The sequence below is a fragment of the Streptomyces sp. NPDC048257 genome (assembly GCF_043201855.1).
GTDB lineage: Bacteria > Actinomycetota > Actinomycetes > Streptomycetales > Streptomycetaceae > Streptomyces.
Genome location: NZ_JBICZI010000001.1, coordinates 266,606 through 287,895 on the forward strand (window position 1 = coordinate 266,606; position 21,290 = coordinate 287,895).

Here is a 21,290-nt window from a genome sequence, read left to right on the forward strand (position 1 = left end):
CGTATGACACGTGCCGGACGTCGCCTCCGGGCCGGCCGGGCCGGGCCCGGGGGCAGATCCACCCTGACTGGTACTGCGCGTGGCGGGTGTCGGCGAGCCGAAAGCGGAGACCCCCGCAATGAACGCCCCGGGCAGGGCCCGGTGGTCGGTGCGGAGCCGTGGTCGGCCCTGGCACGACGAGATCTGGATCCCCAGAGGCCCCGGACGGTGGACGGTCTGTGCGGCGGCCCGGCCCGCCCGCGAGGGGCGGCCGGGGCGGGCCGGGTCGAACTCCGCAGGTCACAGGCCGTTGACGCGGGCGATCCTCTCCACGACCAGCGGCGCGAAGTTGGTCGTGATGGCGCGGCCCGTCCTACGGCCCAGCCGGGAGTGCTGGATTCGTACCTGTGCCATCAGTCGGCGGCTGCGCAGAGCCATCTCCAGCTCAAAGCGGGTACGGGGGTCCCGCAGCCCCGGTCCGAAGAGCTTCTCCAGCTGCCGCATGCGGTAGCGCACGGTCTGGGGATGCACGCTCAAGGCCTTCGCGGCTTCGGGGGCGCCACCGCCTTCGAGCCAGGCGAGGAGGGTCACCTCCAGGCGCTCGCTCTGGCGTGGGGTCAGGCCGGCCAGGGGCCGTAGCCAGTGGGCTGCCAACGCACGGGCCAGCGGCTGGTCCTGGAGGAGCAGCAGGGTGGAGAGGTGGTCGTCGACGAAGACGGGCCGGGTCTCCACACCTGGGCGGGCCGGGGTGAGGGCGAGCAGGCGCAGGGCCCAACGCAGGGAGGACGCAGTGTCCGTCAGGGAAACCGAGTGGCCCACGGCTGCGAGGCGGCCGCGCAGCGGGAGTTCCAGCGAGGCTCGGGGGTCCTCGTCCGAACTCGGAACCAGGAGACAGGGCTGGCCCGCGAACACGCCGGCGAGAGAGTCGTCCGGTACGCCCGCCAGCTGCTGCGTCTCGCCAGGGGTGGCGAGTACGACGGCTCGTACGGCTGCTGGCAGCGGCCAGTCGGCCGCTTCGGCCAGCTCGGTGAGGGAACGATCTGAGGCGGCCCTGGCGTCAGTGAGCGCCTTGAACAGCTCCTGACGCGCCCGGTCGGGCGGTGCGGCGGACTCGTGCCATTGCGCTCCGGCGCCCTCTGTCCCGCCGCCATCGCGGTGCCCGGCTACGGGGCTGATGTTCCGCACGACCTCCGGGGCGAACTGCGGGCTTTCCTCCGCTCTGTCGTCAGGTCTGCCCTCGCTCACGCGGTCGGGGCGGGGGTGGCCGCCGCTCGGGTTCCGGCTACTGGATTGCCGGTAGCCGAGAGCGGTGCACAGCGCTCTTTCCACCGAGTGCCTGAGCGCTTCGTCGTCGATGGTGTCGTAGTCGTCGACGAGTGCGGTGAGTGCCGGAGTCCCGTGGAGGAGCTCCTTCACTATCTCGTCGGCCAGCACGGGGAGCTCCCTGCGTAGGACGCGGATCCACTCGCCTCGGGGGCGGGACCAGATGCGGTTCAGGAGTTCGCACATCGTTTTCCTCGTTCATACCGGGGTGAGGCCTGTCCGATGGGAAGGCGGGAAGCCGACCGAAGGACATCTGCATCGTCAATCCTCTTGCTGAATGGGCGGGTTGATGCCTCCGTACCGCGCTCATAAGGCTTCGGTTCTTGCGGTCTTCCCTCGGCCGTGCCTCGTTGCTGTCGTCGGAACACGGGGTGGCAGGCAGCGCGGCGACCTGTCATGGACCCGTCGGAAGAAGATCTTCCGGATTGTTGGATGCGCCGAGACGGGCTGCGGGAAATTATCACTTTCGGATAAACCCTGTGGAGATGCTGTGTGCCTCCAGCATGCTGCTCCTCTCGCCCCAGGCCGGGGCGGGGAGAGAGCCGAGCGGCTCGCTCGGGAGGGCCCCTTTCTGCCTGGGCCGTGACACCATGGAGCCCCGCGCGGCCGGACCGCGTCCTGCCGCTGGATGTCGGGGCCTGACACCTCGGTCACCTGTGGTGTCGATGCGGGTTCCCTACGCCCGGGAAGCGACTGGCCGCCTGCTTCCCGTGCGCACCTTGATCGCTTCCCGCGGGAGGTGGGTGTGCGAGAGCACGGTTGAGCTGGTGTGGATGATGGTGCGGTGACGGCCCAGTAACGTCTGTCTGCACCTGCCCCGGGCGGGGGGCGACCACCGGCGGGTGCTGGCGGGTGCTGGGACTCCCGGAAGGAAATGCCTGACCCCGCGCGCTCGCCGAAGGCCCGGCCGACGCCGGGCGGCGAGAAGGTTGGTGTGCGGGACCCACGGAACCGGGTAACGTCTTTGTCATGTTCTTCCAGACACCGATTTACGAGTGAGCGCGTGATGGGCCCCTGCTGACGTCCTCCGACGTCGCCGCCCGTCCCTCACCGATGAATCCACAGATCACTTCACATCATTACCGGGAGAACCCGTGACCGTGAGCAAGAACATCAACAACCCCGTGGGCCAGGGCGGCGGCCAGCGCAAGAGGCTGTCCCGCGCCGAACGGCAGAACAACGGGCCGCACCGCAACCTCGACCGCCGGGGTGCTGCCGACCAGAAGGCGGAGCTGGTGCGCAAGATGCGCGAGAAGGCCGGCGCAGCCGATGGCGCCGGGCAAGCGGGCGACGACACCGCACAGAACTGACGCACCGCCGCCGCAGGGCGGCACAGCACGGGGCAGGGCCCGGACCGCGACGCGCGGTCCGGGCCCTGCTGCCGTATCGGGGCTCTGCTCCCGTACCGGGCGCGGCCGGCGATGCGGGACGCCGTGGCACTCGGCGGCCGACCGGGCACGCACGCCTCTGCACAGGCTGCGGCTCTCCGGCGGGGCGGCGCCCGCCCTTGTTGCCCTTCGCCTCGGCGGCCCGCAGCCCGTCGCAGGTCGGTTCGCGCTGGAGGTCGCGCGGGAGTTCACCGGCGGCGGCGAGGGTCTGCACCATGCATTTCACGGCGGACAGCAGGTCGCCGGTACGCGGGTGGCGGGCGGTGAGGTCCCTCGCGGAAAACGCGCCATCGAGGATGCGCAGGGCGAGGCGGTCGCGGTGCAGGTTGGCCATGCCGCTCCCCGTTGTGGTGGTCGCATTCGACCCTCAGGGCTGTCCCGTCATCCCGGGTGGATCAGCGCGCGGCGTCAGATGCGGTGCATCGCAAGGCGGAGGCACGTCCTCGTACGGGGCGTATCCGGATGTTGCCGACAGCGCGGCGCGGTGCCGTAGCCGGCGACGCGCGCCCGCCCGCCCGGGATTACGGGACAGCCCTTGACTGTCAGCAAACCCTGTCATCAGCCGTCATCGGATCTGATCGGATCGGCGCCGACGCCGGGCCCCGGAAAGCCCGGGTTCATCGGACGCCCGCCGCGCCTGTCGCCATTCGTTCCTTTGACGAGATCAAAGGCGCGGGGGCCGAAGGTCGGCGGTTCCAGGTCGGGCGGGGCCGGGTCGGATGGTCCGGGCACGGACGGGCCTGCCGCCGGGCGTCGCGGCGGCGAACCGGGTGAGAGTTCCCCGATCCGTTCTCTGGGTCGGCCGCGACCGACGGCGGCGTGGTGCTGCGGACCTGAAATGGGGCCGTCGGCGCGGGTCGGGGCTGTGGTGGACCGGTCGAGGGCTTGACCCATTGCGTGCTCGTCTCCTCGGTCGGGTCACCAGAGAAGCGAACAGATGCCCCCTGGCAGTGAGCTCGATGGCGCCTGCCGCCTCGCCGGCTCTTCCCCCTTTTCCCGAGCACGGCAAAACATCGCCGGCATCCAAGGGCGGGCTCGCCATAAGGCAGGTGGGCATCGGAAGCGCAATAGCGGTATACGGATCGGCGGAATGCATGACACGCCATACGGTCAGCCGTCATGGATTCAGCCGTGGGGCCATGGCTTGCCAAGTAAGTCAAGACTTACCTTTAGGGAAATTCGACCGTAGGGTGTGGCTCGAATCAAAGGAGCCCCCTGTTGTCGAAAATTAGCGATCCGGCTGTGCGTGCGGTTGAATCGGAGCGGGCTTATGTGTCCTCCTTATATGAGTTGCTCACCGAGCGGCTTTCCGAGGCGCGAGCACATCGGGCGAGTGTGCTGAAGGCCCCGGCGGAAAGCGCCGGTGAGGCATACGAGAGAGAAATCGCCGCCGAGCGTCTGGCCATGGAAATCGGCCGGCTGGAGGGCGCCGAAAAGGGGCTGGTCTTCGGGCGCATCGACTGGACGGATGGCACGGCCCTGCGCATCGGGCGGATCGGACTGCATACGGAGGAGGATGACCTGCCTCTGCTCGTGGACTGGCGCGCGAACGCGGCGCGGCCCTTCTACGAGGCGACACCGGTCCACCCGATGGACCTGCGGCGGCGCCGGCACCTGCACCTCGTGGAGCGCACGGTCATCTCGGTGAGCGACGAACTGCTGGACGGAACCGCCCCGACCGACGAGGACGTCGTGGGGGACGGCCCGTTGACCGATGCCCTGTCGGCACGGCGTACGGGCAGGATGCACGCGGCCGTCGCGACGCTGCAGGCCGAGCAGGACGAGATCGTCCGCTCCGCCCACCGCGGGGTGACCGTGGTGCAGGGCGGGCCCGGCACCGGCAAGACGGTGGTCGCCCTGCACCGGGCGGCCTATGTCCTGTACGCGTTCCCGCGCGCCGCGGAGGAGGGCGTCCTGGTGGTGGGCCCGAACGCCCGGTTCCTCGACTACATCTCCCAGGTCCTTCCCTCGCTCGGAGAGAACGACGTCGTTCTGGCGACCTGCCGGGAACTGGCCGGAGCGTCCACGGACACGGTGGACCCGTTCGATACGGCGCGTCTCAAGGGCAGCTCCGACCTCGCCGACGCCTTGGCCGGCCTGCTGCGCGTCCAGCAAGCCCCCGCCGGTGACTTCAGCGTGCGGGTCGGACAGGAACTGGTCCACCTGTCCCGCGAGGAAGTCGCCACGGCACGCGACGCCGCCGTGGCAGCCGCACCGGGGCACAACCCCGCGCGCCAGGTGTTCAGGGAGCTCTTGGTCGACGCCGTCACCGACGCGATGCAACGAGACATGGGCGACCTCCTGGAGCGGATCGACGCCGATGCCGCCAGGATGACGGGCATGGACCTCGACCGGTTCACAGGAGCCGCCCAGCGCCGTGCCGAAGGTGCGGCCGACTCCGGTCCGGTCCACGAGCTGGACCTGGACGCCATCCGAGCCGATCTCCTCGACGACGCCGGCGTCGACCGAGCGGTCGAGGTGGTGTGGCCGCGGCTGGTACCCGGTGACCTCGTGAAGGCGCTCCTGACGAACGCCGGCGCTCTCGCCGAGCACCTGCCCCGCCTGACCGCGCAGGAGCGGTCCCTTCTGCTGCGCGGTCCGGACGACCCGTGGACCGATGCCGATGTGCCGTTGCTGGACGAGGCGGCGAGCCTGGTCGACGGCCCCCCCCGAGCAGACGTACGGGCACGTCGTCGTCGACGAGGCGCAGGAACTGACCGCCATGCAGTGGCGGATGATCGTCCGCCGCTGCCCCGCAAGGGCGATGACGCTGGTGGGTGACTTCGCCCAGGCAGGCCCGGTCGCAACAGCACGCGACTGGAAGGAAGCACTGGGCCCCCACGTCGGACCGCGGTTCAAACTGCACAACCTGACCGTCAGCTACCGCACCACGCAGGAGATCCTGGAGAGCGTCCGGGACCTGCTCACGCGGATCGCTCCGGACCAGAAGCCCACACGGTCACTGCGAAGCGGTGAGAGCCCTCGCACCGTGACCACACCTCCGGACGGGCTGGTCACCGCCGTCGTTCGGGAACTCCGCGCCCAGAGCACCGCGCACCCGGGAGGGCTTCTGGGAGTGATCTGCGCGGACACCAGGGTGGGCGAGCTGACGGCCCAAGGCATCGCTCACCACGCACGCATCGTGCCGGCGTCCGAAGCACGCGGCCTGGAATTCGACGGGGTCGTCGTCATGAACCCCGAGGAAATCATCACGGCCCGCCCCGGTGGGGAAAGGGACTTGTACGTAGCCCTGACCCGGGCCACCAAGCGCCTCTGCACCATCACCGTCCAGCCCGCCTGACGACTCGGCGCCCAGGGGCGCCCCGGGGGCCGGCCCCGCGCCCACATCCCCCTCACGGATCGCTGTGCGCGCGGCAGTCGGACGCGACGGGACGAGACCAGCCCGCCTCCAGGCCGGCCGTCTCCCGTCACGGGACCGACACCGGCGTGGCCACGCCCCCACGGGTCAGCCCCTTCACCACCGCGCCGGGTCCGGCGCCGCCGGACCTCGCGAAGTGCCCTCCCGGCGCCTCGGGCTCGCCGTCCGGGGCGGGGCGCGGTTGCAGCCAGCCGCGGATGGCGGCCTGGACGCCGGCCTGGAAGCGGGTGTCGGCGCCGAGTTCCTCCAGCATGCGGGTGATCCGCCGGCGGGCGGTGTGCACGTGCACACCGAGCCGGCGCGCGATGGTCTCGTCCTTCAGGCCGGAGGCGAGCAGCCCGAGCAGTTCCTGCTGGTCCGCGGTGAGGGGACTGCCGGGGCTGCCGACGGGGGTGGCGCGCGCCCACAGCGACTCGAACAACGGCAGCGCGGCCTGGTGCAGCAGGGAGTCGCCGAACACCAGGGCCGCTCCGTCGGACCCTTCGCCGTTGCAAGGCGGCGGGGGCAGCAGGCAGATCCGCCGGTCCACGAGGATCAGGCCAGTGGGCAGGCGCTGTCCGATCCGGGCCTGGAGGCCCTGCCGGGTGAGGGCGATCAGCTCCTTCGCCCGGTCCGGGAAATCGGTGCCGCGCCGGTCGGTGACGGTCCGTACGGCGACGCCGCGCGCCAGCAGGCGGCGGATGCGGGCCAAGACGGCCTCCCCTGCCTCCCCTGCTTCCCCGGTCACCCCGGCTTCCTCGCAGCCGGGCGCCTCCGGGGTCTGCGCCGTGCGGTCGAGGATCAGCACCTCCGTCTCGGCGGCGTCGAGCATGGTGTCGAGGCGGGCCCCGACCGCTTCGGCGCCTGTGAGGATCTCGATGCCGGCCGCGGCTTCGGGAGGCGTCGCGGGCTGCGGCGGAAGCCGGTGGGCCAGCCGGTCGGCGTAGGAGCGCAGGGACTTCAGGTCCGCCGACTCCTGGTGCAGGAGGGCCTGCCGGCGCTGGATGAGTACGCGCAGCACGACGGCCGGGTCGGCGGCCGGGTCGCCGGCCGTGTGGATCACCGCCCTGCTGTCGTCCTGCGTGCGGGCGGGAGTCCGGTCGTGCGGGTCGGTTTCGATCATGCCGGGGATTTTGACCGCCTTCACAGAGCCCCCACAAGTGTGCATGGCCACTTCTGAGGGGGGTTCGGCTCTGGTCGGGAGCCGCCCGCGACGCTTGCATGGCGACGACTCACAGCAACGCATCAGGCACTCATGGTTGAGGAGACCCCTTGTCCGAGTTCAGCGCAGGTTCGTCGGCGCCCACCCCTGCCGCACGACGGATATGGCGGAAAGAGCTCCGCTCCGCCGGAGGAATCGCGGTTCTGCTCGCCGCCGCAATGACCTTGCAGGCGTCGCCGGCGTGGGCCGTGGACTCCGGCCCCTCGAACGCCGTCCCGGGCCAGGACACCGCGACCCCGGTGCTCGTCGAGGGCATACGGGAGCCCGTGGACGCCAAGGCGGCCCCGGCCGACGCGGCACGGCAGCACCTCGCCGCGCACAAGAGCCGCTACAAGATCCCCCGGGCGGGCAGCGACCTCGTTCCCCTGGCGACGACGGCCACCGGCTCCAAGGACGAGACGGTCCGGTTGCAGCAGAAGCACCGCGGAGTCGACGTCCTGGGCGGCCAGTACGTCGTGCGCATGCAGAAGCAGGACGGCAAGCGCGTGGTCACCGGCACCTCGGGGCACTACTTCACCGCCCTGAGCACCGAGGTCACCCCCCAGGTCACCGAGGACGTCGCGGTCCGCCGCGCGGTGGCCGCCACGGCCCGCCGGCTGGGAGCGGCCCTCGACAAGAGCCAGGCGCCGCGGTCCGAGTCCGGTGATCCGGCGGCCACCGGCATGACCGGTGAGGCCAGGGGCCTGGTCGTCCTGCCCAAGGGGGCCGGCGTCCTCGCCTACCGCGTCACCGTGCGCGGCACCGCGCCCGGCACCGGGGCGCCGGTCGTGGACGAGGTGTACGTGGACGCCCGCTCGGGCTACCCGGCGCTCCAGTACAGCGCGCTGAAGACGATGACGGCCCCCGCGGCTCGGACGGCCGGTGAGGCCGCCGAGGGCCCGACGGCGGACGGCCCGCCGGCCGCGCCCTCGAACCTGGTCCCGGAGACCGGGTCCGGGGCTCGGCTCAGCGGGGCCGCAACCTCGCTGGACATCGCCTACGACCCGGCGGCCGGCAGCTATCTCCTCGCGGACGCGGGCCGCATGCGCGCCACCACCAAGAGCCTGCTGGGCACGTGGGACGCCCGCGGCAAGTCCGTGTCGGAGACCTCGGGCCGGTGGCCCTCCGGCATCACGATGTTCACCTCCCCGAACACCGCCTTCGGCGCCGCGGCGACGGATTCGGGAGCCGTGGACGCCCACTGGAACGCGGGCCAGGTCTACGACTTCTACAAGAAGAACCTCGGGCGCGACAGCCTCGACGGGAACGGCGGGGCCGTCAACTCCCTGGTCGGCGTGACGTACTACGGCCAGCCCTACGCCAACGCGTTCTGGGACGGCACCAAGATGGTCTACGGCATCGGGGACACGGAGTTCAAGCCGATGTCGGCCGACACGGACGTCGTCGGCCACGAGATGACCCACGGGGTCATCGAGCACACGGCGAACCTGGTCTACGCGGGCCAGTCCGGCGCCCTGAACGAGGCCCTGGCCGACTACTTCGGCAATGCGATCGACGTCACCGCCAGCGGGACGCCGATGAGCGATCCGACCGCCGGCCTGATCGGCGAGGACCTGTGCCGCACGAAGGCGGCCGCAGACTGCGCCCTGCGCGACCTCAACGACGGGGCCACCACGTCGAAGAGCTTCCTGGGCGTCTCGTTCGCCACCGACAACGGCGGCGTGCACCTGAACTCGACGATCTTCTCCGGCGCGCTGTGGGACATGCGCGAGGACCTGGGCGGCGACCTGGCCGACAAGATCGTGTACAAGGCCGTCACCGAGTACATGACGCCGATCGACGGGTTCAACGAGGCCCGGGGCGCGGTGCTCGCGGCCGCGAAGGCGCTGGGCGCGAACTCCGGCCAGCAGAACGCGGTCAAGCGGTCGTTCAACGCCCACGGCATCGTCCCGGGCTGGGAGCAGGCCCTCGGCGTCGACACCGACACCCTCTTCGGCAAGCTGAACACCACCGACTCCGGAGTGGGTGCGGGCGGCGGCTGGTGGACGGCCTCCAAGTCCAACGACGACGGCTCCGAGCCCTACTCGGTCTACGCCGGCCGCCTGGACGGCAAGGGCGCCCCGAAGGTGATCAGCCCCAACGACGGCCGCTACCACACCGCCCCGGCGACCGACGGCAAGACCGTGGTGTGGACGGCGTACGGACCGACCTCGGTCGACGTCCTCTCCCGCCCCGTGGCGGGCGGCCCGATCAAGACGCTCTACAGCTCGATGACCGGCGTCGCGGGCCTGCGGGTGGAGAAGAACACGATCGTGTTCGAGGAGTACGACATCCTCGGCGGCCGGCACGTCGGCTACCTGCGGCCCACCGACAAGGCCCCGGTCTTCACCGACGGACGGAAGTGGAACACCCTGACCGCCCTCCCCTCCATCAGCGACAACAAGATCGCCTACGCGAAGCTGTACCCGCAGGGCGGCTCCTACCGGCTGGGCGTGGAGGTCGTCGACCTCGCCACCGGCAAGGCGGTCATGACCGAGCAGCTGGACGAGCCGGTGAGTCTCGGCCAGACCGGCATCAACAGCAAGAACGTGTTCTGGCTGGCCGACACCGACGAGAGCGACGGCGGTCTGATGTCGGTGATCAGCTCCGGCCTGGACGGCCGCGGCGCCTTCATCGTCAGCAGCGAGCACAAGCCGGGCGCCTTCATCGCTTCCGACCTGACGGTCTCGCAGGACGCACTGACCCTCGTCGCCCAGACGCCCGACACGCGGTACCGCAACGAGTCGCTTTCCAAGCTGTGGCAGCTGACCACCGACGGCTCCCGCCGCGAGCGGGTCTCCTGCAACCGCGGTGAGCAGAACTACCCGGCGGCCGGCGCGGGCCGCCAGGTCGCCTGGCTGGACGCGACCACCGGCTCCACCGACCTGGTGGTCCGGGAACGGCCGGCCGGCACCTGCTGATCCCTGCCGATGAGCGACGGGGCCGACGGCAGTGCCGTCGGCCCCGTCCGCGTCCCCGACCTAGTGCTGTGGCCGGAAAGGGTTGCCGGGTCGCGGCGTCCGGTGCGGTGCATCGCCAGGCGGAGGGTTACGGCTCGTACTGGACGTCCTTCCGTGGTCCGACAACGCCGCGAGGTGCCGTGCCGGGCGTCGCGACCCGGTGAACCTTTCCGGTCACAGCACTAGACGAGGCGGGTGGCGCCCGGGGACGGAGCGGCCGGCGTGATGCGGGGCCGGGCGAAGTCCGCCCGGCGGAAGGCGTCGGTCACCGCTCGGGTCACCACCTGCTCGGCCTCCGCGTCGATCAGGGCCAGTGCGGAGCCGCCGAAGCCGCCGCCCGTCATGCGGGAGCCGTACGCACCCGCCGCGTCAGCCGTGGCCACCGCGAGGTCGAGCTCCGGGCAGGACACCTCGTAGTCGTCGCGCAGCGAGAGGTGTCCCTCGGTGAGCAGCGGGCCCGCTTCGCGCAGCCGGCCGGCGCGCAGCAACTCCTCGACCCGCAGCACCCGTTCGTTCTCGGTCACGACGTGCCGGACCCGCTTGCGCCCGACCGGGTCGTGGAGTCGGGCCAGCGTCCGCTCCAGTTCCCCGTACGGGATGTCGCGCAGGGCGGGCAGGCCGAGGGTCTCGGCCGCCCGGTGGCAGGAGGCGCGGCGCCGGGCGTAGGCCCCGTCGGCCAGTGCGTGCTTGACCCGGGTGTCGATGACGAGGAGGCGCAGGCCGGCCGACGCGCAGTCGAAGGGGATGCCGCGCTGTTCGAGGGTGCGGGTGTCCAGGTGGAGGGCGTGTCCCTCGGTGGCGCACGCCGAGGCCATCTGGTCCATGATCCCGCAGGGGACACCGACGTACGCGTTCTCGGCGCGCCGGGCGAGTACGGCCAGTTCGGGCCGGGTGAGCGGGATCCCGTGGAGGTCGGTGAGGGCCAGTGCGGTGGCCACCTCCAGGGCGGCGGAGGAGGACAGGCCCGCGCCGGTCGGTACATCGGACCGTACGTGCAGGTCGGCGCCGCCGACCGGAAGTCCCGCGTCCAGCAGGGCCCACACGACCCCGGCCGGGTACGCGGCCCAGCTCGCGGCGCCCCGCGGAGGGCTTTGCGGATCCAGACCCGCGAGGTCGAGGGTGACGGCGCCGGAGGGGGCGTCGGCGGAGTGGACCCGCAGGATCCCGTCGGTGCGCCGGGCGGCGGCCACCTCGGTGCGCTGCGGGAGGGCGAAGGGCAGGGCGAAGCCGTCGTTGTAGTCGGTGTGTTCGCCGATCAGGTTGACCCGGCCCGGGGCTGCCCAGACGCCCTCGGGCGGGTACCCGTACAGCTGGCGGAACTCGTCCTGCGCCGCGTCGTTCACGCGCTCGCCACCTCCCGCAGCCGCGCCGCCGCGTCCTCGGGCCGCACGTCGTTCATATAGGCCTCCATGCCGGACTCGGTCCCGGCCAGGTACTTCAGCTTGTCCGCGGTCCGGCGGACGGTGAAGAGCTCCAGGTGGAGCGCGAAGTCCGCGCGGCCCTCGTCCGCCACCGGGGCCTGGTGCCAGGCGGAGATGTACGGGGTCGGCTCGGGCCGGTCGAAGAGCCGGTCGAAGCGGCGCAGCAGCTCCAGGTAGATCTGCGGGAAGCCGGCGCGGGCCGCGTCGCCGAGGGCGGGGAGGTCGGGGACCCGGTGGCGCGGGTAGAGGTGGACCTCGTACGGCCAGCGCGCCGCGTAGGGCACGAAGGCGGTCCAGTGCTCCGTTTCGAGGACGACCCGGGTGCCTTCGGCCCGTTCGGCGGCCAGTACCTCCTCGAAGAGGTTGCCGCCGGTCCGCGCGCGGTGGTCGGCGACGGTGGCGAGCATCCGGGTGGTGCGCGGGGTGACGAAGGGGAAGGCGTAGATCTGGCCGTGCGGGTGCGCGAGGGTGACGCCGATCTCGGCGCCCCGGTTCTCGAAGCAGTAGACCTGCCGGATCCCCTCGCGGGCGGAGAGCTCGGCGGTGCGGTCGCTCCAGGCGGCGAGGACGAGCGCGGCGCGCTCCTCGTCGAGCTCGGCGAAGGAGGTCAGGTGGTCGGGGGTAAAGCAGATGACCTCGCAGCGGCCGGTGTCGCCGGCGAGGGAGGGGAAACGGTTTTCGAAGACGGCCACCTCGTAGTGGGGGGCCGGGATCTCGCTCGCGCGTCCTTCGGTGGAGGGGCACAGCGGGCAGGCGTCGGCGGGCGGGTGGTGGGTGCGGCCCTGCCGGTGGGAGGCGATGACGACCCGGTCGCCGAGCAGCGGATCGCGACGTACCTCGGAACGGGTGGCGGAGGCCGACGTCCCGAGCGGGCGGGTGTCGGGGAAGGCGCGAACGGCGCCGTCGCCGGTGTCGTAGTACAGGATCTCGCGGCCGTCGGCGAGGCGGGTGCTCGTGCGCTTCACGTGGGGAATTCTCTCACTCGACGGTGACGACCGTGGTGCGGCCCCAGGTCGGACCGGTCGCGCAGAGGCAGTTCGGTGCCGGGGCGCTCCAGTTCGAGCACGATGATCGCGTTCGTGGTCCGAGTGCCGGCCGCTGCGCCGTGCCAGAGGGGCCCGGGGGCGTAGAGCGTGCGCTGCGGGCCGCGCGGGGTGTCGTAGTGGCCGAGGAGGAAGCCGTTCAGCCAGACCCGGGCCGGTCCCCCCACCCGACTTGTCGACGAAGGCGTCGGCCGGCCCGTGCGCCGTGAGGTCATGGGTGAAGCGGTGGAGGGCCGGCCGGCCCGGCTCCGCGCGGTTCGGTGCGAAGTCGAGTCCGCTCGGGTCGGTGAGCGGCAGCGGCCGGATCTCCCGCTCGAACAACTGCTGAGGGCCGTGCCGGATGCCACGCCGGATGCCCTTGCGGTCGTCGAGGAGCGGCAGCGGCCCGTAGTTGACCCTCCCCTGCGCCCGCACGAGTACGTCGAGCCCCACGCCCGACTCGCCGACCGGCAGGTCGAGCCCTTCGCCGGGAGCATTGCGGTCGAGGACGCCCGCCGAGGGGCGCCCCGTCGGCGAAGCGGTACGCGCGGTCGCCCAGCCCGTCGATCCTGACGGGCATCGCCGGCCGCGGGCCGGTGAGGGTGGTGCGGTAGTGGATCAGGCCGTGGCTCTGCCCGAGCCGCTCCATGGATTCGGGGGCGGGGCGCAGCACCGGTGGGCCGCCGAGCAGGTCGAGGTGGCCGAGCAGCTCGGCGGTCCCTGCGGGGGTGGCGAGGGCGGGGATGATTTGGGGCGGCGGTTGGGGCAGCGGTGTGTCCGGGAGCGGCAGGTACTTGCCGATGACTTCGCGGAACGCGTGGAACTTGGGGGTGAGTTCGCCGGCCTCGCCGATGGGTGCGTCGTAGTCGTAGCTGGTGGCGGTGGGCTGGTAGCCCGCTTCCCCGGAGCGGGATCCGGAGTGGTTGGCACCGGCGTGGTGGGCACCGGCCCAGTGCCGACCGCTGCGTCGACGTGCGGAGTGACCCGGGGGGGCCGGGGCGCTCCGCGGGGAGCGGGTCCGTCAGGGTGCCCGCAGGGGGAGTTCCTGCTCCTCCCCGGCCCCCCGGACGCTGCGGGGCCGGTGCGCCACCAGCCCGTGCAGGTACTCGCGGCCCCGCGCCAGCAGTCCGGGCAGCTCGGCGGCCGCGGGGTGCCAGCGCTTTTCGTACTCCCAGCAGAGCCAGCCGTCCGGCGGTACGAGGGCCACCGCCTCGGCCAGGGGCAGTACCCCGGCGCCGAGCGCGACGGGGGTGAGGTCCTGCGCCGACCTCACGTCCTTCACCTGTACGTAGCCCAGGTGCGCGGCCAGGGCCCGGCGGGAGGCGGCCGGGGGTTCACCGCCCAGCCAGGTGTGCAGCACGTCCCACAGGGCGCCGGCCCCCGCATGCGCGACCCTGTCGAGCACCCGGGCGGCCGCGGCCCCGGTGCGGTGCGAGTCGTGGGTCTCCAGGAGGATCCGCACGCCGTGGCGCTGGGCGAACGGGGCCGCGGCCAGCAGCCGGCGGCCGGCGTGCGCGTCGGCGGTCTCCCCGGGGAGGTCGCCGCCGCCGGGGAAGACCCGTACGTAGGGGGCCTCCAGATCGGCGGCGAGCCGGACCAGCGCGTGCAGCTCGGCGAGGACCGGCTCGTCCGGGCCCGGGGCGGCGACCCGGGCGTAGCCCGCGACGGCGAGGACGGCGATCCCGGAGGCGGCGAGGGTCCGCCGTGCGGCGGCGCGCTCGGCGGCCGGGCTGTCCGAGTGCAGGGGTTCCCCGGGGTGGGCGCGCAGTTCGAGGCCGTCGAAACCGTGGGACGCCGCGAGGGCGGCGCAGTGGTCGAGCGGTGCGCCGGGCAGGCCGAGTGTGGAGAAGGCGTACTTCACGGGTGGTTCCTTCCCCGCGGCGGATCAGCTGTCGTAGTCGTACTTCATCCCGATGCCCAGGGTGCCCTGGGTCGGGAGGATCCCGGCGCCGATGATGTCGATGACCGGCGGCAGGAGGAGTTCCGCGAGCCGGGCCGCCTCCTGCGGGGTCAGCGCCGCCCACGGGCCCGAGGCGAGTTCGTCGGTGAGCTTCTCGACCGCGGTGCGCAGAGCGAGTCCGGCTCCGGTGGCCGCGCCGTCCTCGGCCAGCAGGTCCCGAGCGGCGAGCCGCTCGCGGGCGGCGTTCCACTCGTCGGTGGACCACCGGCGGCCCTCGAACGCCTCCACCGGGGCGGCTCCCACACCGGCGTGCAGGACCAGGGACTCGACCGGGTCGAGGTGGTGGGCCTGGAGGGCGGCGAGGTGGCCGTCCCCGCGGTGCTCGCGCAGGATCGTCGCGGCGTGCCAGAGCACGGTGTGCGGTGCGGAGGGCCAGGGCAGGGCGGCGTTGGCGGCGGCGAGCGGGCGCCCGCCGGTGGTGACGGCCTCGGCGGCGCGCCGGGCGAGCGTGGCGGCCTCGGCCAGGTCCGGGGAGGCGGTGCGCTCGCCGAGCAGGGCCCGGAGCGAGCGGTCGGAGGCCGCGGCCCGGGCCTCGAGCACCCGGGCGGGCTCGGCGGTGTGCCAGGACCGGGCGAGGTAGTGCTCCACCATGCGCGGGCTGAAGCTGTAGAAGAGGGCGTTGACGAGGCCCGTTCCGGCCGGGCCGAGCGGGGCGGCCCGGTAGGCGAAGTACATCGGCCACCGGTCGTCGGTGGCGTACCCGAGCCCGCCGGCCTCCTCGTAGGCCTCGGGCGCGAAGTAGACGACGGCATGGACCGGTTCGAGCAACTGCCACAACTGCCGTACGGTGCCCGGTTCGTGCGCTCTGCTGTACGTCATCCCACGTTCCCCCGAAGTCGGTCGCTTCCCGGCCCAACGGGGGAAGCCTACGGCGCCGTAGGCATGGTTGCCTCATGAGGCACGGTCTTCATCGGGCGAAGGCGACTGCCCTGCGGGGAGGTGGCGTTGCACCTAGTGGAACATCCGGACCCTGCGGTACGGGAGAAGGCCACTGCCGAGTGGTGCGCCTGGGAGGACGCGGTCCTGTCCGGGGACCCGAACGGCGCCTCCAACCCGTACGGCGACCACCCGCCGGTCGCGCAACTGGCCCTGGTCCGCGTCTGCTCGCACTAATTCTCCCACGGCGCTTGGCTGGAGGAAGGCGCACTCCTGCGCGATGCGCACCGCCTGGCCGGTACCCCGGGCGGGCTGGTCCATGGCAGGCTCGACCTGGCCGGCCCACTCGATACCGCATGGGAACTCGTCCGCGCCTGGCCGATGTCGAGCTGACCGTCGTCGGCAACGCAGGCCATCTGGGCAGCGACGCGACCCGCGCCCCCCGCCGACCAGTTCATGCACATCCTTCCCGACTCCGAGATCCCGGCAGACGCCGACATCGAACCGGACCGGCTGGACGGACGCCGGCTGGCGAAGGCTTGCCTGTGGTCGGCTATCTCGGTGTCAGCCGTGTCCGTGCTGCTCGGACGCTTCGGGATCAGACGCTGGATGAAGCTCTCGCGGTCGCCGCGGAGCGCTCTACGAGCGTCAGGGCGAGCCACTCGCCTGGGCGGAGGCGGTCCTGGAGGCCACCGGTCGCCCGCCGACCGCCGTCACCGCGGCGGTGTCCGGCCGACTCGACGCCCTCGCTGATTCCCCATCGGACCGCGCATGGCTGCTGTTCCGTACGGTCGCCAAGCTGGCCGCGAACCTGCGGGGCGACGGCCGCTACGACGCGGACGTCGGCACCCGAATCGGCCCACTGGCCCTGTGGTTGGGCGAGCTCGAACCACCGCTCGCCGGCCCGCTCGGGGACGCACTCGGCCACCCGCCGGACGGGCCGACATCCCTCGTCACCGTCCACGCCGCCGAGTTGAGGATGAACCGCACGATCCGGCTGCGGGCGATCGACGCCCTGCTGGAGTGGGCCGAGCTCGGCCATCCGCAGGCCCGGGCGGCCCTGTCCGAGGTCACCTCCGACCACCGGACGCAGGATGTCACCGTCTGGACCAAGGCACTCGACCGGATCGCCCAGTTCGGCGACGCGAGCGTCGAACCGGGCCTACTGCGCGCACTCGCCGACACCGGGCACCGCGGGGTGCGGTGGTCGGCGCTCGCCTGTGCCGAACTCGGCTTCCGCCGGGCCGTTCCGCTGATCACCGCCCTGCTGGAGCATCCCGATCCGATGGTCCGCGAGGGTGCCTGCGAGGCGCTCGGCCTCCTTGAGGAACGCGCCGCCGTGCCCGCCCTGACAGCCCGGCTGAACGACGAGACCAACTGGGTACGCAGCAGGGCCGCTCTGGCGCTCGGCCGAATCGGCGGCGACCGGGCACTCGCTGTGCTCTGGCAGGCCCTGATGGAACGCCGGAACCCGAAGGCCAGTCATCTCGCCTCAGCGATCGCTGCCTTCGGCCCGCCGGTGGTGGACGACCTGATCGCCCTCACCACCGATCCCGACCCGGACCTCCGAGCACTGGCCTGCCGCGCTCTCGGCTCCACCGCCGACGACCGGGCCCTGCCAGCACTGGAACGCCTCGCCGCCCACGACCTCGCCAGAACCACCCTCGGCGGCCTCGTGGCAACCGCCGCCAAGCAGGGACTGCGGACCGCGCACCGCATTCGCGCGCGCCGCATCGACCTGAGCTCGACGCTCGTCTCGACTGACGTTCACTCTGAACCCCGTCGGTCGACCTGACCGTACAGCGGCTGGGCGTGAGACGGTGGGGAATTGCCTGACGTTTGATATGGGGAATTGACCGACCGTCGACACGGCAACATAGCGGTCAATCGGTCAATGCCAAACCCTGGCTGCAAAATCCCCTCGATTCCCTGTTCCTGGAGCACGTCGTACCAGACCAGGGCCGCATCCCGGTCATCCGTCGCGGGCACCGGCTGGATGGGCGGCCCGATGTCCTCCAAGAGTTCAAGGAGGAGCTGGCGGCGCTCGATGTACGGGCGGCCGACAACGCCGCCGAGGTAGGGATGGCAGGAGATAGAACGCCGCGTACGAAGCAGGAGGGGCCGCGGCGAGCTTCCGGGACCGGGCCAGGGACAAGGCGGCCGGGCCTGGACCGCAGAGAAGTCGATCGCACCGTCCCGCCCGATCACCGCGTCGCCGTCCAGTACCGTCCCCGGGCGCAGCGCGTGCTGGGCGGCGACGGCCAGGTCCATCCACGACCAGGTCACCACCCGGCCCGAGCGCGCGTACAGAACGACGGAGTCGGTGGTGCGGCGAATCGAAGTACGATGCCCGTCGAACTTGGGTTCTGCACTGTTGGACGGTCCGCGTCTGCGGCCCTCGCGGCTACGCGTCCGTGGCGCCCTGTGTAGCCGCCGGATCGAGGGAGTCGACGTCCTCCATGAAGCTCAGCATCCGGGCGTTGACCAGGTCGGGGTGGTCAATCTGCGGCCCGTGGCCGGTCGCGGCGATGATCTCGGCGCGGGCGCCGTGAAGCAGGCGCGGTACGCGTTCCAGCTGCCGCTTGGGGTGTACGAGCAGGCTGCGCTTGCCCATGGCCAGGTAGAACGGCGTCCGGATGGAACCCAGTTCCGCGTCCGACAGCGGCAGCGGCGCGGGTCGGCGGATCCGGAAGGCCCGCACGCTGGCCTGGATCATCGCGCGCAGCTCGGGGACGACGATCACCGGCTGCTCCAGCCACTTGGCGAGGCGCGGTCGCCACGCCTTGGGGGCGTAGGTGGCGAAGAGGCTGGCGAAGATCCATACGAAAAAGCGCAGCCCCACTTTCTCCAGACCGCCTGGATCGAGGGCGGTGACCGAGGCGAGGCGTTCGGGCCGAAGGTGGGCCTGGTTGATGACGAGCCAGCCGCCGTACGAGGAGCCGACGAGGTGGACCTTGTCGAGGCCCAGCGCGTCCAGGGCCTCGTCCATCCACTGCGCCGCGCGCTCCGGCTGCCACATGGGCTCGCGCTGGACGCTGCGGCCGGGGTCGCCGGGAGTGTCGAGGGCGTAGACGGGGCGCTCGGCGCTCAGCGCGCGGGTGTTGGGGTACCACTGCGCGGAGCAGCCGCCCGAACCGTGTATCAGGACCACGGGCGTGCGTGACTCGGCTGCCGGGTCGGCGGGGCCGTACCGGTAGACGTGGGTGGTGCCGAAGCTCGTCTCGACGTCCGTCTCGGAGCGAGCGGGCGCTCCCTTCGCGTAGAGGACGTCGCAGGTGGCGAAGTAGAGGTCGCGCAGCTCGTCGCTCACGTAGCGGCCGATGTCTCGTCGCACTCGGGTCGTGTTCTCGGGCACGGGGCACCTCCAGGAAGATCCGTTCTTCGTGATACGAACGTACCACATTGTTGATACGGCGGTACCATGAAGATGTTCGGACTGAGCCGGACTGTGAGCCCTGAACCACCCACCCACCCGCGGCCGGAGACAGCACTGATGCCAAAACGCGTGGACCACGAGGAACGGCGCACCCAGATCGCCGAAGCGCTCATCCAAGTCGCGGGGCGGCGAGGGCTGCACGCCGTCGGCATGCGCGACGTGGCCGCCGAGGCCGGCGTGTCCCTCCGGCTCGTGCAGTACTACTTCGAGACGAAAGAGAAGCTGCTCTTCTACGGCCTCCAGCACCTGACCGACCGCTTCACCGCCCGCGTGGGCGCCCGCCTGGCCGCCGCCGGCCCGGACCCGGGCCCACGCGCGACGATCGAGGCGCTGCTGCTGGCCTCCCTGCCGACCGACGCGGAGAGCCGGACCTTCCACCTCCTGTACAGCTCCTACTCGATCCTGTCCGTGACCGACGGAGCACTCGCCGCCCAGCCCTTCATCGACAACCCCGACGCGGCCGAGAACGCCCTCACCGGCCTGATCAAAGGAGCCCAGGCGGCGGGCCTGGCCGATCCCGGCGCCGACGCACGCACCGAGGCCATCAGCCTGCTCGCCATGACCGCGACCATGGGCACCAGCATCCTCGTCGCCCAACGGACACCAGAGTCAGCCATCGCCGTACTCCGCCACCACCTCGACCGCATCTTCACCGCCGGCGGCCACACCACCCCGGACGCCGGACAACGGACAGACGCCACGTGAGGTCGGCACGCGCTGTGACCTCCTGGCCAGCCCGCGTGCTCTTAAAAACTGGGCTCTGGCACAGATCTTGGGGAGCCGTCGCGGAGCGTCACCTCGATGTTCGAGGAGGTGCTTCCTGGGCATCAGGTGAGCGGGTCGGCCGTCCAAGGGGCGAAGTGCTGAGCTGGACGCTGCCGCCACTCATCGAGCAGTCAAACAAGTCGGCCGAGGCCAGTTCGGCAACGCCCACCCGACCATGCTCCAAACCGGTCGCTCGTTCCGTCAGCGTTTCTGTGCTCGGTACTGCTTGAGGAGAGCGGTGAGCTTCGCGGGTTCGGCAGCGCCGTTCAACTCCGTCAGAAGAGCGTCAGGGCAGAGCTCGTAGTGGTCACCCCACCACCGCTGCCCCTTGTTGTCCCAAATGCGATACCCGCCGGGTACCCCCCTGGCAACGTACCGTCGCCTGCTTATATCGATCACCCCTCATGAAAGTCTCCCCACACTACAAGCTGCTATTGGAGCAGGATCATCTTCCGGAGCAGGTGGAAGCCGGCTCGTCCGTAGAGCTGCCTCTTGATCCTTTTGATGCGGTTGACCGCGCCTTCGATGCTGCCGGAGCTCCAGTGGAGGGTGAGTCCGGCGGTCACGGCGTCGAGGTCTCGGAGCATGTGGAGTGCGAAGTTGGTGAGGCCGGGTAGTTGGCTGGCGTCGACTGCGTCGATCCAGGTGGGGAGTGTGGCCCCGAGCCGGGCGATGAGTATTTCGCCGAAGCCGCGGATATGTCCGGCGGCCGTGTCCAGTTCGGGGCAGCGTGCCAGGACGTCCTTCAGAGCGGCCTGGTCGTCCTCGCTCAGCGTGGTGGGGTGCCGGGTGAGCCAGCCGGCCACCTGCCGCACCGTCGGAGGCCTCGTCGGCGTGCCGGCAGGCGTCCCGCGGAGGGTGGCGATGTGGGCGCGGGCCATCTGGTAGGTGACGGGCGCGTTGTTGGCGAGGAGTTCGTTGTGGAGGTGGGTGACGCTGGTGCATCCCGCGGCGAAGCGTCGCTCCAGGTAGGGCTTGTAGGGGTCCAGCCTGCTGGGACGGGGCCGGTTCTCGCGGAAGGTGTCCTGCCAGCTTGGGGCGTTCGCGTACCGGAGGACGGTGTTGAGACCCCAGCCCAGGTGCCGGGCGATCGCCCGGCGCGACTGGCCTTGGGCAAAGAGGTCGTGGACCAAGGCGTGCGCTGCCTTCTTCCGCTCGGCTCGCCGGCCGACGGGCTCCGAGCCGTCCTGCGGCCAGCCAGGATCCTGGATCGCCCTCGGCAGCATGCCGCTGGGTGACGGATGGCGCAGGCAGTCGCGGTGGGCGGCGACGCAGGTCTCCACGGCCCGGCCGAGGCCCTGCCACAGATGGAACCGGTCAGCGACCTGCACGGCGTCGGGGGCGCCGAGGCGAGCTCCTTCGGCGTAGGCGCTCGCCCGGTCCCGGCAGATGATCTCCACGCCGGGGTGACGGGCCAGCCAGGCGGCCAGCGGTCCGGCTTCACGGGTTGGGAGCACATCGACCACACGATGGTCTTCGGCGCTGATCAAGACCGTGGAGTAGGTATGGGCCTGTTGGAAGCGGCCCAGGGCTTCCAGCACGAGCGCCAGGAGGTGACCTTCGTCCGTGACCCAGCGCCGCTGCCGGGACTGCTCCGCGAG

At 71.6% G+C, this 21,290-nt stretch carries 14 protein-coding genes and 4 pseudogenes; 6 read left to right on the forward strand and 12 right to left on the reverse strand.

The genetic code is table 11. The features are described 5' to 3' along the window. Positions 1-279: 279 nt before the first annotated feature. A complete protein-coding gene (locus ACGFZK_RS01230; protein WP_393846741.1) occupies positions 280-1,488 on the reverse strand; it encodes a PucR family transcriptional regulator in 1,209 nt (402 codons plus the stop codon). 908 nt (positions 1,489-2,396) lie between these two features. Here ACGFZK_RS01230 and ACGFZK_RS01235 point away from each other — a divergent pair. Beyond that, complete coding sequence (locus tag ACGFZK_RS01235) at positions 2,397-2,612, forward strand: DUF6243 family protein (protein WP_393846742.1); 216 nt, start codon at positions 2,397-2,399, stop codon at positions 2,610-2,612. A 178-nt stretch (positions 2,613-2,790) separates the two neighbouring features. On the opposite strand, the pseudogene ACGFZK_RS01240 reads toward ACGFZK_RS01235, so the two are convergent. After that, positions 2,791-3,024 (reverse strand): annotated as a pseudogene (locus tag ACGFZK_RS01240) (hypothetical protein); the annotation flags it as partial. 938 nt (positions 3,025-3,962) lie between these two features. On the opposite strand from ACGFZK_RS01240, the pseudogene ACGFZK_RS01245 reads away from it, so the two are divergent. Continuing rightward, a pseudogene (locus ACGFZK_RS01245) lies at positions 3,963-5,991 on the forward strand (HelD family protein). A gap of 127 nt (positions 5,992-6,118) precedes the next feature. Here ACGFZK_RS01245 and ACGFZK_RS01250 read toward each other — a convergent pair. Continuing rightward, entirely contained in the window at positions 6,119-7,171 is a 1,053-nt protein-coding gene (locus ACGFZK_RS01250; protein WP_393846743.1) for a hypothetical protein, read from the reverse strand. A gap of 257 nt (positions 7,172-7,428) precedes the next feature. Between ACGFZK_RS01250 and ACGFZK_RS01255 the strand changes: the two genes are divergently transcribed. Next, the gene (locus tag ACGFZK_RS01255; protein ID WP_393846744.1) at positions 7,429-10,170 is read left to right on the forward strand and encodes a M4 family metallopeptidase; all 2,742 of its coding nucleotides are present in this window, start codon (positions 7,429-7,431) and stop codon (positions 10,168-10,170) included. Positions 10,171-10,391: 221 nt separating this feature from the next. Here the strand turns inward: ACGFZK_RS01255 and galK are convergent, their stop codons facing one another. The 6 genes and pseudogenes from galK to ACGFZK_RS01285 form a co-directional block, all read right to left on the reverse strand. Then, on the reverse strand, positions 10,392-11,552 hold the full coding sequence (gene galK / locus ACGFZK_RS01260) for a galactokinase (RefSeq protein ID WP_393846745.1): 1,161 nt from the start codon (positions 11,550-11,552) through the stop codon (positions 10,392-10,394). Then, complete coding sequence (gene galT / locus ACGFZK_RS01265) at positions 11,549-12,595, reverse strand: galactose-1-phosphate uridylyltransferase (RefSeq protein WP_393846746.1); 1,047 nt, start codon at positions 12,593-12,595, stop codon at positions 11,549-11,551. Before galT ends, galK begins: the two co-directional genes overlap by 4 nt. Continuing rightward, a complete protein-coding gene (locus ACGFZK_RS01270) occupies positions 12,592-12,840 on the reverse strand; it encodes a hypothetical protein (RefSeq protein WP_393846747.1) in 249 nt (82 codons plus the stop codon). Before ACGFZK_RS01270 ends, galT begins: the two co-directional genes overlap by 4 nt. A 44-nt stretch (positions 12,841-12,884) precedes the next feature. Continuing rightward, positions 12,885-13,577 (reverse strand): annotated as a pseudogene (locus ACGFZK_RS01275) (beta-galactosidase); the annotation flags it as partial. A gap of 96 nt (positions 13,578-13,673) precedes the next feature. Further along, positions 13,674-14,513, reverse strand: coding sequence for a sugar phosphate isomerase/epimerase family protein (locus tag ACGFZK_RS01280; RefSeq protein WP_393846748.1), 840 nt, complete (start codon positions 14,511-14,513; stop codon positions 13,674-13,676). Between the two features lie 24 nt (positions 14,514-14,537). Continuing rightward, positions 14,538-15,431, reverse strand: coding sequence for a hypothetical protein (locus tag ACGFZK_RS01285; RefSeq protein ID WP_393846749.1), 894 nt, complete (start codon positions 15,429-15,431; stop codon positions 14,538-14,540). Positions 15,432-15,563: 132 nt separating this feature from the next. Between ACGFZK_RS01285 and ACGFZK_RS01290 the strand changes: the two are divergent. Together ACGFZK_RS01290 and ACGFZK_RS01295 are read left to right on the forward strand one after the other, a co-directional pair. After that, positions 15,564-15,925: pseudogene (locus ACGFZK_RS01290) on the forward strand (prolyl aminopeptidase); the annotation flags it as partial. A 287-nt stretch (positions 15,926-16,212) separates the two neighbouring features. After that, complete coding sequence (locus ACGFZK_RS01295; RefSeq protein ID WP_393846750.1) at positions 16,213-17,283, forward strand: HEAT repeat domain-containing protein; 1,071 nt, start codon at positions 16,213-16,215, stop codon at positions 17,281-17,283. Between the two features lie 609 nt (positions 17,284-17,892). Here ACGFZK_RS01295 and ACGFZK_RS01300 read toward each other — a convergent pair. Beyond that, positions 17,893-18,843: an alpha/beta fold hydrolase gene (locus tag ACGFZK_RS01300; RefSeq protein WP_393846751.1), complete on the reverse strand. Its 951-nt coding sequence runs from the start codon at positions 18,841-18,843 to the stop codon at positions 17,893-17,895. A 138-nt stretch (positions 18,844-18,981) separates the two neighbouring features. On the opposite strand from ACGFZK_RS01300, the gene ACGFZK_RS01305 reads away from it, so the two are divergent. After that, positions 18,982-19,629: a TetR/AcrR family transcriptional regulator gene (locus ACGFZK_RS01305; protein ID WP_393846752.1), complete on the forward strand. Its 648-nt coding sequence runs from the start codon at positions 18,982-18,984 to the stop codon at positions 19,627-19,629. A 261-nt stretch (positions 19,630-19,890) separates the two neighbouring features. Here ACGFZK_RS01305 and ACGFZK_RS01310 read toward each other — a convergent pair whose 3' ends face one another. Further along, positions 19,891-20,079: a hypothetical protein gene (locus ACGFZK_RS01310; protein WP_078624200.1), complete on the reverse strand. Its 189-nt coding sequence runs from the start codon at positions 20,077-20,079 to the stop codon at positions 19,891-19,893. 41 nt (positions 20,080-20,120) lie between these two features. Beyond that, positions 20,121-21,230, reverse strand: a complete 1,110-nt coding sequence (locus ACGFZK_RS01315) for an ISL3 family transposase (protein WP_393847256.1) — start codon at positions 21,228-21,230, stop codon at positions 20,121-20,123. Positions 21,231-21,290 lie beyond the last annotated feature (60 nt).

Bases quoted from the DNA above. Each gene is read 5' to 3' on its own strand.
- ACGFZK_RS01230 (WP_393846741.1), bottom strand. From the start codon at position 1,488: ATGTGCGAACTCCTGAACCGCATCTGGTCCCGCCCCCGAGGCGAGTGG.
- ACGFZK_RS01250 (WP_393846743.1), bottom strand. From the start codon at position 7,171: ATGATCGAAACCGACCCGCACGACCGGACTCCCGCCCGCACGCAGGAC.
- ACGFZK_RS01255 (WP_393846744.1), top strand. From the start codon at position 7,429: ATGACCTTGCAGGCGTCGCCGGCGTGGGCCGTGGACTCCGGCCCCTCG.
- ACGFZK_RS01285 (WP_393846749.1), bottom strand. From the start codon at position 15,431: ATGACGTACAGCAGAGCGCACGAACCGGGCACCGTACGGCAGTTGTGG.
- ACGFZK_RS01305 (WP_393846752.1), top strand. From the start codon at position 18,982: ATGCCAAAACGCGTGGACCACGAGGAACGGCGCACCCAGATCGCCGAA.